The following is a 13,157-nucleotide window of genomic DNA, read 5'->3' on the forward strand; positions in this document are numbered from 1 at the left end:
CTCGAATTTTCGCAGAAAATTCGTGTCTCAGGGGGTGAATTTTCTGCGAAAATTCGCACCCCAGCCGCTCAGCCCCCGTCCGGCCCCAGCCGCTCGGCGGCCTTCCGCACCAGCACGCTGCGCAGGTCGTGCATCGCCAGCAGAAGCCGGTCGGTGACCTCTTCCAGCTGCGCCGGTTCCGCCTTGGTCTGCGCCCATTGCGCCGCAAGGTTCAGCTGCTCCACCACCCGCCGGATCTCGTCGAGCTCGCGCCGCGCCAGCAGCGCGCTGCGCTCGGCGATCCAGCCGCGGATGCTTGCCAGATCCTCCGGCGTCAACGCCCGGTCGCCCTGCGGCTTGATCTCGCCGTTGCGGATGTTGACGGTGGCGATCTGCTCCATCTCGAGCCGGCGCTGGCGGGTTCCGGGATCGAGCCGGAACACCGCGGCGCCGTTGTCGCGGATGCGGAAGTAATGCTCCGGCAGATCGCCCGCCATCGCCGGGCCTCAGCTCAGCCCAGCGCAGAAGCCCTGGATGCGGGCGCAGGCCTCGCGCAGCTGCTCGTCCGAGGTGGCGTAGCTGATGCGGAAGTTGGGCGAGAGGCCGAAGGCCGCGCCGAAGACCACCGCGACGCCGGTCTCCTCCAAGAGCGCCGTGGCGAAGGCCTCGTCATCGCTGATGCTCGCGCCGCCCGCCGAGGTCTTGCCGATGCAGGCCGAGATGTCGGGATAGACGTAGAAGGCGCCCTCGGGCTTCGGGCAGACGATGCCCTTGGCCTCGTTCAGCATGCCGACCACCAGATCGCGGCGGCGCTGGAACAGGGCGCGGTTGGTGGCGAGGAAGTCCTGCGGCCCGGTCAGCCCTTCGAGCGCGGCATATTGCGAGACCGAGCAGGGGTTGGAGGTCGACTGCGACTGGATCGTGCCCATGGCCTTGATGAGCTCCACCGGGCCCGCGCAATAGCCGATGCGCCAGCCGGTCATGGCATAGGCCTTAGAGACGCCGTTGCAGGTCAGCGTGCGGTCGTAGAGGCCGGGTTCGACCTGGGCGGGCGAGGTGAATTCGAAATCGTCGAACACCAGATGCTCGTACATGTCGTCCGACATGATCCAGACCTGCGGGTGGCGCATCAGCACGTCGGTCAGCGCCTTGAGTTCGTCGCGGGTGTAGCCCGCGCCCGTCGGGTTGGAGGGCGAGTTGAAGATGAACCACTTGGTCTTCGGCGTGATCGCCGCCTCGAGCTGCGCCGGGGTCAGCTTGAAATCGGTCTCGATCCCCGCCGCCACCGGCACGGGCGTGCCGCCCGCGAGCAGCACCATGTCGGGGTAGCTGACCCAGTAGGGCGCCGGGATGATCACCTCGTCGCCGGGGTTCAGCGTCGCCATCAGCGCGTTGTAGAGGATCTGCTTGCCGCCGGTCGCGACCGAGACCTGCGCCGGCGTGTAGTCGAGCCCGTTCTCGCGCTTGAATTTCGCGCAGATCGCCTTCTTCAGCTCGGGGATGCCGTCGACCGCGGTGTATTTCGTGCGGCCCTCGTCGATGGCGCGCTTCGCCGCGTCCTTGATGTTCTGCGGCGTGTCGAAATCCGGCTCGCCCGCGCCGAGGCCGATCACGTCGCGCCCGGTCGCGGCCAGTTCGCGCGCCTTGTTGGTCACGGCGATGGTTTGCGAGGGTTTGACGCGGGCGAGCGTGTCGGACAGGAAGGCCATTCTGGGATGCTCCGGAAGCTGATCTGGGCGCCGGTTTGAACTTTTCGGCCCTTTGTCTTAGGGTGCGGCCCTGAAGCGATCAAGCGATATCACAAAGGAGAGGCACGATGGCAGAAGACGAAGCGGCTGGAGCAGAAGACGGGGCGGCTGGCTGGTTCAGCGAGGCGACGGCGACCTTCGGCGACCGCATGGCGGGGGCCCGGGAAGCGGCCGGATTGAGCCAGGAGGATCTGGCGCGCCGGTTGGGCGTGCGGCTGAAGACGGTGCAGGCCTGGGAGGACGATCTTTCGGAGCCGCGGGCCAACCGGTTGCAGATGATGGCGGGGATGCTGAACGTGTCGCTGCGCTGGCTGCTGACCGGCGAGGGCGAGGGGCTGGAGGGCCCGTCGCATCCGGGGGCGCTGACCGGCAAGGCGCGCGACGCCCTGGCCGAACTGTCGCGGATGCGGGCGCAGATGCTGGCGCTGGCGCAGGAAATGGGGCATCTGGAGAAGCGGATGCGGGGCCTGATGCGCGAGGAAGCCGAATGACCGAATTGCCCGAGGCGCGGCTGAAGCGCCTGTCGATGCGCTCCTGGCGACGCGGCACCAAGGAGATGGACCTGATCCTCGGCCCCTGGTCCGACGTGCATCTGGCCGGGCTCGACGAACCGCGGCTGGCGCTCTACGACGTGCTGCTGGAAGAGAACGACCAGGACCTGCTGCCCTGGGTTCTGGGCCAGCGCGAGCCGCCGCCGGCGCTGGCGGGGCTGATCGCCGAGATCGGCAGCTACGCCCGCACCCGTCTCGCGCGCTGAGCGGAAGCCGCCCGGCGGAAAGGCCGGGCGGATTTGCCGCGAACATTGTGAGAGTTTACCTGATGTTTGGGTTTTGTGCCGATTCTACCCCTTGCAACCGCGACGGGGAGACCACGGATCATGATACATGCAGGCGTCCTCGACGGCTCGCAGAAGGCCTTCATCCTGGGCTATCTGGAAAGTCTGGCGCTGGTCGAACGTCTGCACCGGCTGCTGCTCGACGTGGTGAAGGATGAGTTCGAGCGGCTCGGCGTGCTGGAGATCAATGCGGTCCAGGCGCTGCTTCTGTTCAACATCGGCGACAACGAGGTCGCGGCGGGGGAGCTGAAGACCCGCGGCTATTACCAGGGCTCGAACGTCAGCTACAATCTGAAGAAGCTGGTCGATCTGGGCTACATGCACCACCAGCGCTCCGAGGTGGACCGGCGATCGGTGCGGGTGCGGCTGACCGACAAGGGGCGGCGGGTGCGGGCCATCCTGTCCGAGCTTTTCGCGCGCCATGCCGACGGGCTGGAGCGGCGCGGCATGATCGGCGCCGAGGGGATCGAGGATATCAACCAGTCACTGAAGCGGATGGAGCGCTACTGGACCGAGCAGATCCGCTACATCTACTGACGCCACAGCGGCGCGAGGCCGGCGAAGCTGGCCTGCAGCCGGGCGAGGGTGCGGTTCGGCAAGCCGGGATGCGGAATCGGGCCTTGGGCCAGCCGGTCGAGGATCACCTCGGGCGGGCAGGGGCGGCGGCTCACCGGGTCGAAGCAGCGCGGATAGGCTATCAGCGCGGCATGGACCAGGGCGAGCAGGCCGGGGCGCGGCGCCGGGCTGCCGTCGGGCTGGCGCAGGCGGCGGGCGGGGACCGGGCCGAGGTCGCGGGTCAGGCCCCAGCCGGCGTAGAACGGCGCGCCGAGGCAGGTGACCGGCCTGCCGCGGATCAGCGCCTCGAAACCAAGGAGCGAGGTCAGGGTCCAGACCTCGTCGCAGGCCTCGATCAGGGCGAGGGGGTCGGCGTGGCGGGCGATCACGTCGGCCTCGGCGGCCGTGATCCGACCGGGGCGCAGGCCGGCCTCGACATCGGGATGCGGCTTGTAGACCAACACCGCCTGCGGGTTCGCGGCGCGGACCGCCTGCAACAGGGCGGCGTTGCCGCGGACCTCGCCCGCGCCGAGCCGGACCGAGGCGTCATCCTCCACCTGGCCGGGGATCAGGATGCGATGGCCCCGCGGCAGATCGGGTAGGGCGCCGCCGAGGTTGTATTTGCTGAGCCGCGCCTCGGTCAGCCGCTTCAGCAGCCGCTCGGCGCGCGCGAGCCCGCCGGGCGGCGGCGGGGCGGCGATCAGCCGCTCCAGCCGGCTCTCGCGCCCGGGGTCGTAATGGATGCCGAGATCGTCGGCGACGAGGCTCAGCGGCGGCGCCAGCCCGGCCCCCAGCCCGCGCGAGCGCAGGAAACCATCCTCGACCCGGCGGATCGAGGGCGCCGGGAGGCCCGGCGGCTCGGCGCTGGCCCAGACCAGCAGGCCGCGACCCTCGGCCTTTGCGCGGGCGGCGGCGCGGGCCGGGTTGGTTTCGAAGACCAGCGGCCTTTCGCGGCCGAACATCGCCTGCAGCCACGGCCGCTTCCAGCGCCGCATGCCGAGCGCCACATGGCCGTGGCGGTCCTCGCGGAAGGCGCGGGTCTCGGCCTCCAGCTGATCCACCGCTTCCTCGAAACTGCAGAGCCGGTCGCGGCAGGGGTCATACCAGAGCGGTGCGAGGATCATCGCCGCGGCGAAGAGCTGGGCGCGGGTGAGGCTGCGGCGACGGCGCGGCACGGGGCTCTCGTCGGCGCTGAGGCCCCAGCCGGCGTAGAACGGCTGGCCGAAGATGCGGGGGCGGTGACCGGCGAGGATCGCCTCGAAGCCGAGCTGGGAGGAGACGGTGTAGACCGCGACGGCGCCTTCCAAGAGCGCCCAGGGCGAGATCGGATCGGTGAGGAGCGTGATGTGCGGGCGGGCGTCGGCGGGGCCGAAATGGCCGGGGCGCAGGCCCGCCATGGTTTCGGGATGGGCCTTGATGACGATGCGCGCGCCGGGGTTTTCCTCCTGCGCGAAGACCAGCATCTCGCGGAAGGTGGCGGGGCTGGCGCCGGAGTGGCGGATCGATGCGTCGCCCTGGGTCTGGTCGACCACGAGGACGTAGCCGGGGGGCGGGGCAGGGGCCTCGGGAGCGAAATTGTTGTATTTCGACAGATGCAGCGCCTGGATCCGGGCCATACCATCCCGCGCGCGTTGCAGGATGTTCGAATCGTCCAACGGGTGCCGCGCCAGCAGCCGCTCGAGATCGGAGGGGGAGGCGCTGTCGAAATGCGCGCCGTGGTCGAGGAACAGGCCCAGCGGCGGCTCGCCCAGCCGGCCCGGGCGCAGCGAGCGCAGGAAGGCGTCCTCCAGCCGCAAGAGCGGCAGGCCGCGCCGCGCCGCCAGCGCCTCGCCCCGCGCCGCATGCGGGCTGCGGCCCCAGACCACCACGCCGTCGCCCGCGCCGGGCAGGCCGAGACGCAGCTCGTGCCCGGCGAGGGCGAGGATACGGCGCAGCCGTGGCTGGCGAAGGAAGCCCGCGTTGCGGAATACCAGCCGCCGGGGGATCTCTCCGGCGGCCGTGGCTTCGGGGAAGGTCGGGCTCAGCGGCCCGGCCCCACGGTGCTCAACGTGTCGGCGGCGCCCACAGTGCCGGTGACGGCCCCCAGCGTCTTGCGCCACTGCACGAAGGGCGCCTCGGTGACATAGAGCGTGTCGCCGTCGCGGATCATGAAGTCGCGCGCCTCGAAGATGCCGGTCGGTTCGGTGAGGTCGAGCATGTAGATCATCCGCTGGTCGCCGCTGAGATCGTTGCGGCCGGTCACCAGATTGGCGATCTCGGCGGATTCGCTGCGGAAGACGAAGACGCCGGTCGGATCGGCCAGCCCGGTGTTGAGCCCGCCGACCTGGGCGATGGCCTCCAGCGCCGAGAGGTTCTGCGTCTCGAAGGGGATGCGGCTTTGCGCCCCGGTGGCGCCGAGGGCGACGAAGGAGCGGGTGTCCTCCTCGACCACGATGACGTCGCCGGAGCGCAGCGCGATGTCGAGGCCGGGGTTGCGATAGAGATCCTCCAACCAGACCTTGCCGGTCTGCCCGCCGCGCGTCACCCGGACGATGGCGGTGCCGGTCGGGATCGACACGCCGCCGGCCTTGGCCAGCATGGTGGAGAGGCTGCGCGTCGGCCGCTCGATCGGGAAGACGCCCTGGCCGCTGACCGCGCCCGAGACGGTGACGGTGGAGCCGTCGCCCGCCAGCCGCTGCACCGTCACCTGTGGGTCGGGGGTCTGGGTGTCGAGCTTGCGGGTGATCGCCTGGCGCAGCCCCTCCGGGGTCTGACCCTCGGCCTTCACCCGCCCGGCATAGGGCACGAAGATGTAGCCCTGGCCGTCGACCTGCACCTGGTTCAGCGACGAGACCCGCTGGCCGGTGTTGCCGAGCAGGGGATCGTCGCGGACGTTCTCGAAGACGGTGAGGCCGAGCGTGTCGCCCGCCGCGATGGTGTCGGAGCCGACCAGCCCTGCGTCGCGGAAGCCGGCGCTGAAGCCGAAGGCCGGGGTGACGGCGGTGGCCCGGGCCACCGCGCGGGTGACGCTGACAACGTGGGCGTCGCCGCCCTTGACGGTCGAGCCGGCGAAGATCTCGCGCTTGGTCGGGCCGGAGCGGGGCAGGCCACAGGCGCCGAGGCTGGCCACAAGAAGGAGGAGGACCAGCATCCGGGGTCCATGGGTCACCGATACGCTCACTGCCGGGCCTCGTTCATGTCTCATGCCTCAAATCCGTTCACCAGCTTACACAAGGGCTTGTCCTTTTCCACTGTCGGCGCTCCGGTTCAGGTGACGAGGCGCAACTGTTGCCGCGGGGCCGCGATGCCGGCGCTGAGCGCGTCATACGGGTCTTCCGGGCGCAACATCATGTCCGCCATTTGCCGCATGAGCGCCCTGCGCCCATGGCGCGAGTAGAAGCCGCCGGGGACCTGCGAGGTCTCCAGCAGGAACTGCCGGTAGGCGCGGTAGGCCCGGCTGTCGGGGCGCTCTGGCCGGGCGAAGAAGCCGGCCAGCGGCTGCGGCGAGACGAATTCCGGCTTGCCGTAGACCGCCGCGCCGAAGGCCTTCAGCGGCAGGCCGCGCCAGAGCGCCTGCTGCCCGGCGGTCGAGTTCACCGTGACGGCGCTGCGGGCGTGGTCGAGAAGCGGGGCCAGCTTGCCGCCGCGCAACAGATGCACCCGGTCGGTGAGCCCATGCAGCCGCGCCAGCCGGCGGATCTCGGGGCCCAGCGGTGTGCGGTCATCCTCCAGCGGATGCGCCTTGAACACCAGGTGGTGATGCGGGGCGGCGCCCTCGGCGAAACCCTGCGTCACCGTCGAAAGGAAGTCCGCCATCCCGGCGAAGGGGCCGTGGGCGCGGAAGCTGCTGTCATGCTCCAGCTGCAGGAGCACGAGGTGATAGGGAAAGCCGCCGCGCGCGATCCGGGCCTCGGCCAGCCGGCGCTGCGCCGCGTGCAGCGGCGTCAGCGCCAGCCGGCGCAGGTGCAGCGCCAGCTCCTGCCCGACCGTCACGCCCCGATGCGGTTGGTAGGCCGGGTAATGGCGCCGCCCGGTCAGCACCCGGAAATGGTAGAGCGCGCCCCAGAACATGTGCTGGCGCATGTCGCCCCAGCGCGCCGGGGCGTCGGGCTGCTCCATGTCGCGGGCGGCCAGCGCGTTGCGCATCTGTGCGAGCGAGAGCTGCATGAGCCGCGAGTTGCCATTGGCCCCGCCGCGTTCGTAGGTGATCCAGGACGGTCGCAGGTAGCCCTCCTCGAAGACATGCACCGTGAGCCCCGCTGCCCGCGCCGCCCGCACGGCCTCGGCATGCAGCGGCCGCGTGTCGCCATAGAGCGCGATGTCGGTGATGCCGCGCTCGGCGAGGATCGCGCGGCAGGTCTGGGGCCAGAGCGAAGGGACCTCGGTGAAGGGCAGGTAGCTCGCGCTGTCGGGCCAGAAGGCGCGGTCGCCGCCGTTGAAGCCTGCGCGCCAGACCTCTGCGCCGGCAAGCGTAAGCATCCGGCCCAGCTGCTGGAAGAACGGCCCGTGCGGGCCCTGCAGGAACAGGAACCGCCGGCCCTCGCCGGTCACGCGCATCACCACCTCACTCGTTACGCGATCCGGCGTAGCATCGCCGCCGCGTGGGTAAAGCGAAATCCGCGCCGGAGGGGCGGGCAGCGACAATTGGCGGCGGCTGCGGGGGCTGGCGCTTGCGCGGGGACGGCCGGGCGGCTACGTCCTTGGGGTCCACTGTCAGGAGAAGCACCATGTTCACGGGGATCATCACCGATATCGGCCTTGTGCGGGAGGTGGAGCAGGCGGGCGACCTGCGCGCGCAGATCACCACCGGCTATGACGTGGCGGGGATCGACATCGGCGCCTCCATCGCCTGCGACGGCGTCTGCCTGACGGTGGTGGCGCTGGGCGAGGACTGGTTCGAGGTGAACATCTCGGGCGAGACGGTCTCGGTCACCAACATCGGCCACAACGGCTGGCAGCCGGGCAAGCGGCTGAACCTCGAGCGGGCGCTGAAGGTGGGCGACGAGCTCGGCGGGCATATCGTCTCGGGCCATGTCGACGGCGTGGCCGAGGTGGTGGCGGTGCAGCCCGAGGGCGACAGCCTGCGGGTGACCTTCCGCGCGCCGGAGGCGCTGGCGAAGTTCATCGCGCCGAAAGGCTCGGTGGCGCTGAACGGCACCTCGCTGACGGTGAACGAGGTCGATGGCTGCGATTTCGGCATCAACTTCATCCCGCATACCCAGGTGGCGACCACCTGGGGCGATGTGGCGGTGGGCCAGCAGGTCAATCTGGAGATCGACACGATGGCGCGCTATGTCGCGCGGCTGCGGGACTGGGCGTGATGCCCGGTCTCGGGCATAACGGCGGGCCGACGATGGAGCCCGGCGCGAGCTGGCGGCGGCACAGCTGGTCGCAGGCGCGGCGCGACCTGTTGCCGCATCTGCCGATCGAGGTGCTCCGCGGCCGGGTGCGGCGGGCGAAGGAGTTGGGGCTGGAGTACCGCACCTACGCCTCGGTCCGCGCGGCCTCGGGGCATGACGTGGTGGCCTTCCTGTTCTCCTCGAACGCGCTGCGGGTGTTCCCGGGGCAGGTGATGCCGGAAGACCGGGTGGTGAAGCTGGCCGATCTGCGCGCCGCCCGGATCGGGCTGGCGCAGGGCAGGCTGGCGCCCGAGACGCTGTTGCAGGCGGGGCAGGGGCTGCTGGACGGGGCGCATCCGGCCCCGCCGGCGCTGGCGAGCTTTGCCGAGGCGCGGGCGCGGCTGCGCGCGGCGTTGGGCCGGCTGCCCGCCGATGGCGTTCTGCTGGTGGGCGACGCCGCGCTGGAGGCCGAATGGTGCGCCGCGGGGCGGCTGGCGGGCTATCTGCCCGCGGCGCGCTATTTCGGCTGACGCAGACCGGCTGTGCGCGGCGCGGCTCTGGCCAAGCGGCGCGGGGCGGAGTATGGGCTGGCGCAAGCCCGGGAGCGATGTGATGACCGATATGAAAACCGACTATTCCGACGCCATCTCCTCGGTCGAGGAGATCATCGACGACGCCCGCAACGGGCGGATGTATATCCTTGTCGATCACGAGGATCGCGAGAACGAGGGCGATCTGGTGATCCCGGCGCAGATGTGCACGCCCCAGGCGATCAACTTCATGGCGACCCATGGCCGCGGGCTGATCTGTCTGGCGATGCCCTCGGCGCGGATCGACGCGCTCGGGCTCACGCTGATGCAGCCGAAGAACTCCAGCCGTCACGAGACGGCCTTCACCATCTCGATCGAGGCGCGCGAGGGCGTCACCACCGGGATCTCGGCGGCCGACCGGGCGCTGACGGTGGCGGTCGCGATCGACCCCACGAAGGGCGCCGCTGATATCGCGACGCCGGGGCATATCTTCCCGCTGCGCGCCCGCGATGGCGGGGTGCTGGTGCGGGCCGGGCATACCGAGGCGGCGGTCGACGTGTCGCGGCTGGCCGGGCTGAACCCGGCCGGGGTGATCTGCGAGATCATGAACGACGACGGCACCATGGCGCGGCTGCCCGACCTGATCAGCTTTGCCCAGAAGCACGGGCTGAAGATCGGCACCATCTCGGACCTGATCGCCTATCGCCGCCGGCACGACAACCTCGTGGCGGAGAAGGCGGTGAAGCCGGTGACCTCGGCCTTCGGCGGTGACTGGCTGATGCGGGTCTTCGCCGATGAGACGCAGGGCGCCGAGCATGTGGTGCTGTCGAAGGGCGACATCACCTCGGGCGAGCCGGTGCTGGTGCGGATGCATGCGCTGAACCCGCTGGAGGATGTGCTCGGGATCGGCCCGGCCCATTCCGGCGACCTGCAGGGCGCGATGAAGCTGATCGCCGCCGAGGGGCGCGGCGTCGTGGTGCTGCTGCGCGACACGACGATGAAGCTGGCGATGGATGACGAGGCCTCGCCGCAGACGCTGCGGCAATACGGGCTCGGCGCGCAGATCCTCTCGGCGCTCGGCCTGTCGCAGATCGTGCTGGTCACCAATTCCAAGGCGCCCAAGGTCGTCGGGCTGGAGGCTTACGGGCTGTCCATCGCCGGCACCCACACCATCACGGAGGGCTGAGACATGGCCGCATCTGAAACCCATCACATCCTGCCGCTGCCGAGCTTCGACAAGCCGGTGAAGCTGCTGATCGTGGTGGCCCCCTATTACAAGGACATCGCCGACGAGCTGGTGGCCGGGGCCAAGGCGACGATCGAGCGTTGCGGCGGGACCTGGGACCTGATCGAGGTGCCCGGCGCGCTGGAGATCCCGACCGCCATCGCGCTGGCCGAGCGGCAGTCGAACTTCGACGGTTTCGTGGCGCTGGGCTGCGTCATGCGCGGCGAGACCACGCATTACGATACGGTCTGCAACGATTCCAGCCGCGGGCTGATGCTGCTGGGGCTGCAGGGCTCCTGCATCGGCAACGGCATCCTGACGGTGGAAACGCGCGAGCAGGCGGTGGTGCGGGCCGAGGCGGCGGGGCAGGACAAGGGCGGCGGCGCGGCGGCGGCGGCGCTGCATCTGATCGCGCTGTCGCGGAAATGGGCGGGGGTGCGCAAGGGCATCGGGTTCCGTCCGGAAGAGTTGCGGCTGGCAGGAGACACAAGCGCATGACCAAACCTGACAAGCGGCAGATGAAATCGGCCTCGCGGCTCTACGCGGTGCAGGCGCTGTTCCAGATGGAAAGCTCCGGCCAGACGGTCGAGGCGGTGGTGCGCGAGTTCACCGACCATCGCTTCGGCGCGGTCTATGACGAGGACGAGATGGTCGAGGGCGATACCGAGCATTTCCGCCGCCTCGTCGACCATGCGGTGAACCGTCAGGCCAAGATCGACCAGATGACCGACCGGGCGCTGGTGGCGAAATGGCCGATCGACCGGATCGACCCGGTGCTGCGCGCGCTGTTCCGCGCCGCCGGCGGCGAGATGCTGGAGCTGGAGACGCCGCCGAAGGTGGTGATCAACGAGTTCGTCGATATCGCCAAGGCCTTCTTCCCCGAGGGCAAGGAATCGAAATTCGTCAACGCCGTGCTCGACCACATGGCGCGCGAGGCCAAGCCCGAGGCTTTCGGGCTCGCCTGAGCGCGCCGATCGGGAACATTGCGGCGCGCCTCCGGTTCTTGCCGGGTACAGGCTCCCCGCGCTGCGCCGGATGATTTCGATGGCGCGGCGGCGGGGGCGCTGTATCCTGTCTTCAAGGAGACCCGTCATGCCGAAGCTGATCCGCCTCTACATCGTCAACGTGCTGATCGGCTTTGCCTTGGCGCTGGCCTTCGTCGCGCTGCTGCTCGCACTTGATGTGGGCGGCCTGCGCCATCTGGTGCTGGAGACCTCCGGCGGCTGGATCGGCGGGGTGATGCTGGTGATGTTCAACGGCGTGGTCTTCGCCGGGGTGCAATTCGCCATCGCGGTGATGCGGATGGCCGATCCCGAGGACGGCCCGCCGCCCGGCGGGCGCCGTACCGGCTCACAAATGCGCGAGCTTGTTCGTGTTCCGGTGGTGCAGGCCCGGAGATAGTGACGGGGATGGCCCGATTTTCGCCAAATGGGAGTGGCTTACGTCGTTATTGACGCATTTGCACCCCAATAGGTTGTTGTAGATTTGTTACAGTACGGGCCGTGCCGCGCGCGAAAGACCCGGTTCCGGACCCTGACCGGAACATGCCCTGCCGCCCTTAGTTGTGTCCCCGGAAGCAAGGCCCGCACGTGCGGGCCGCGCGACACCATTTCGAAAGGGACATGACATGACCAACACACTCCGCCTCGCCAGCGTCTCGGCACTGGCGCTTCTGCTGGGCGGCACCGCCGCCTTCGCACAGGTCGGCACCATCACCGGCACGCGCGCGCTGGATGACCGCATCGAGGACATCGAGGACGACGTGCAGGAAGACATGGAGCTGTCGAACGACAATCTCCGCTTCGGCAATCCGGAATACCGTCCGGGTCTCTCGGGCAGCGCCTCGCTCGGCTACAGCGGCACCGACGGCAACAACGAGGACCAGAACCTGACCATCGGCGCGCGTCTGCGTCATGCCCAGGGCCAGTTCATCCAGAACATCGGCGTTGCGCTCGACTACCAGGAGACCGACAGCGACGCGACCAAGGAGGACGTGTTCGCCGTCTATGACGGCAACTACTTCTTCGACGACCGCTTCTATGCCTTCGTCCTCGGCCGCATCTCGACCGATGGCTTGGCAGATGAGCTGAGCGATTCCGAGTTGGCGGACACCACGTCGGATACCGAACAGCTTGCCGGCAAGACCCAGACCGACGCGTTCATCGGCGTGGGTCCGGGCTACCGGGTCATCAACCGCGCGGATATGGCCTGGCGCGTGCAGGCCGGTGTCGGCGTCAGCTACCTGAAGGACGGTAATGACGACAGCGAGACCGAGGTCGGCTACCTGGCGTCCTCGCGTTTCTTCTGGGCCTTCAACGAGAACGTGTTCATGACCAACGACACGGACATCCTGAAGTCCGACACGGCGCTGCGGGTGAACAACGACCTCGGCGTCAACGTGAAGATGACCGACGCTTTTTCGACCCGCGTCAGCTACCTGACAGACTACAACGAAGCCCGCGACATCCGCACCGACAACAAGCTCGGCGTGTCGCTGGTCTACGGGTTCTGATCCCGGACTGAAGACGGATCTTTTTCATAGACCTGGGGCAGGGAAACCTGCGGTGGGTTCAACCGGTCAGCGCAACATCTTTGATTTGAGATGTTCTGAAAGGATCCACAATGGCACGAACCGGTCGCCCTGGCTTGTCTCACGAGCAGAAGGCTGAACTCTGGCGGCGTTGGAAGGCTGGGGAGACGCTCAGCGATATTGGGCGCGCCCTCGGCAAGCACGCGGCCTCGGTGTTCGGTGTTGTCGCGGCAAAGGGTGGTTTTGCGCCGGTAGCCCGATCACGCAGGTCGGGGTCTCTCAGCGTGATGGAGCGAGAGGAGATTTCGCGCGGTCTCGTATCTGGGCGATCTTTCAGGCAGCTTGGCCGAGATCTGGGGCGGGCAGTTTCCACGATCAGCCGCGAAGTTGCCAGGAACGGTGGGCGCCGGGCCTATCGCGCCGCCCGGGCTGATGAG

General features: G+C 69.1%; 16 protein-coding genes. 11 read left to right on the forward strand and 5 right to left on the reverse strand.

Annotated elements, in window-relative coordinates:
* Positions 1–68: 68 nt before the first annotated feature.
* Together C5F48_RS17785 and C5F48_RS17790 are read right to left on the reverse strand one after the other, a co-directional pair.
* Positions 69–476, reverse strand: a complete 408-nt coding sequence (locus tag C5F48_RS17785; RefSeq protein ID WP_107665197.1) for a hypothetical protein — start codon at positions 474–476, stop codon at positions 69–71.
* A gap of 9 nt (positions 477–485) precedes the next feature.
* Positions 486–1,688, reverse strand: coding sequence for a pyridoxal phosphate-dependent aminotransferase (locus C5F48_RS17790; RefSeq protein WP_107665198.1), 1,203 nt, complete (start codon positions 1,686–1,688; stop codon positions 486–488).
* 107 nt (positions 1,689–1,795) lie between these two features.
* Here C5F48_RS17790 and C5F48_RS17795 point away from each other — a divergent pair, with 107 nt between their 5' ends.
* The 3 genes from C5F48_RS17795 to C5F48_RS17805 all read left to right on the forward strand — a co-directional run bounded on the left by C5F48_RS17795 (position 1,796) and on the right by C5F48_RS17805 (position 3,099).
* Positions 1,796–2,218: a helix-turn-helix domain-containing protein gene (locus C5F48_RS17795; protein ID WP_107665199.1), complete on the forward strand. Its 423-nt coding sequence runs from the start codon at positions 1,796–1,798 to the stop codon at positions 2,216–2,218.
* Entirely contained in the window at positions 2,215–2,484 is a 270-nt protein-coding gene (locus C5F48_RS17800) for an FAD assembly factor SdhE (protein ID WP_107665200.1), read from the forward strand. Before C5F48_RS17795 ends, C5F48_RS17800 begins: the two co-directional genes overlap by 4 nt.
* A gap of 117 nt (positions 2,485–2,601) precedes the next feature.
* The gene (locus tag C5F48_RS17805) at positions 2,602–3,099 is read left to right on the forward strand and encodes a MarR family winged helix-turn-helix transcriptional regulator (RefSeq protein ID WP_107665209.1); all 498 of its coding nucleotides are present in this window, start codon (positions 2,602–2,604) and stop codon (positions 3,097–3,099) included.
* Here C5F48_RS17805 and C5F48_RS17810 read toward each other — a convergent pair.
* The 3 genes from C5F48_RS17810 to C5F48_RS17820 all read right to left on the reverse strand — a co-directional run bounded on the left by C5F48_RS17810 (position 3,093) and on the right by C5F48_RS17820 (position 7,653).
* A complete protein-coding gene (locus C5F48_RS17810; RefSeq protein ID WP_107665210.1) occupies positions 3,093–5,141 on the reverse strand; it encodes a capsule polysaccharide biogenesis protein in 2,049 nt (682 codons plus the stop codon). The genes C5F48_RS17805 and C5F48_RS17810 overlap by 7 nt on opposite strands.
* Positions 5,138–6,247, reverse strand: a complete 1,110-nt coding sequence (locus C5F48_RS17815) for a polysaccharide biosynthesis/export family protein (protein ID WP_170139607.1) — start codon at positions 6,245–6,247, stop codon at positions 5,138–5,140. Before C5F48_RS17815 ends, C5F48_RS17810 begins: the two co-directional genes overlap by 4 nt.
* Positions 6,248–6,363: 116 nt before the next feature.
* The gene (locus C5F48_RS17820) at positions 6,364–7,653 is read right to left on the reverse strand and encodes a capsule polysaccharide biogenesis protein (protein ID WP_107665202.1); all 1,290 of its coding nucleotides are present in this window, start codon (positions 7,651–7,653) and stop codon (positions 6,364–6,366) included.
* A 170-nt stretch (positions 7,654–7,823) separates the two neighbouring features.
* Here C5F48_RS17820 and C5F48_RS17825 point away from each other — a divergent pair, with 170 nt between their 5' ends.
* The 8 genes from C5F48_RS17825 to C5F48_RS26580 all read left to right on the forward strand — a co-directional run.
* Positions 7,824–8,417, forward strand: coding sequence for a riboflavin synthase (locus C5F48_RS17825; RefSeq protein ID WP_107665203.1), 594 nt, complete (start codon positions 7,824–7,826; stop codon positions 8,415–8,417).
* The gene (locus tag C5F48_RS17830; RefSeq protein WP_107665204.1) at positions 8,417–8,965 is read left to right on the forward strand and encodes a hypothetical protein; all 549 of its coding nucleotides are present in this window, start codon (positions 8,417–8,419) and stop codon (positions 8,963–8,965) included. The genes C5F48_RS17825 and C5F48_RS17830 overlap by 1 nt, the downstream gene beginning before the upstream one ends.
* Before the next feature lie 82 nt (positions 8,966–9,047).
* Positions 9,048–10,151 (forward strand): 3,4-dihydroxy-2-butanone-4-phosphate synthase, encoded by a 1,104-nt coding sequence (gene ribB / locus C5F48_RS17835; RefSeq protein WP_107665211.1) that lies wholly within the window; start codon positions 9,048–9,050, stop codon positions 10,149–10,151.
* 3 nt (positions 10,152–10,154) lie between these two features.
* Entirely contained in the window at positions 10,155–10,688 is a 534-nt protein-coding gene (locus C5F48_RS17840) for a 6,7-dimethyl-8-ribityllumazine synthase (protein WP_107665205.1), read from the forward strand.
* Entirely contained in the window at positions 10,685–11,155 is a 471-nt protein-coding gene (gene nusB, locus C5F48_RS17845; RefSeq protein WP_107665206.1) for a transcription antitermination factor NusB, read from the forward strand. The genes C5F48_RS17840 and nusB overlap by 4 nt, the downstream gene beginning before the upstream one ends.
* Before the next feature lie 127 nt (positions 11,156–11,282).
* A complete protein-coding gene (locus tag C5F48_RS17850) occupies positions 11,283–11,591 on the forward strand; it encodes a hypothetical protein (protein WP_107665207.1) in 309 nt (102 codons plus the stop codon).
* A 226-nt stretch (positions 11,592–11,817) separates the two neighbouring features.
* A complete protein-coding gene (locus tag C5F48_RS17855; RefSeq protein WP_107665208.1) occupies positions 11,818–12,702 on the forward strand; it encodes a DUF481 domain-containing protein in 885 nt (294 codons plus the stop codon).
* Positions 12,703–12,812: 110 nt separating this feature from the next.
* Positions 12,813–13,157: helix-turn-helix domain-containing protein (locus C5F48_RS26580; RefSeq protein WP_146170632.1), on the forward strand; the 345-nt coding region annotated here is incomplete at its 3' end.

The organism is Cereibacter changlensis JA139 (assembly GCF_003034985.1).
Taxonomy (GTDB): Bacteria; Pseudomonadota; Alphaproteobacteria; order Rhodobacterales; family Rhodobacteraceae; genus Cereibacter; species Cereibacter changlensis.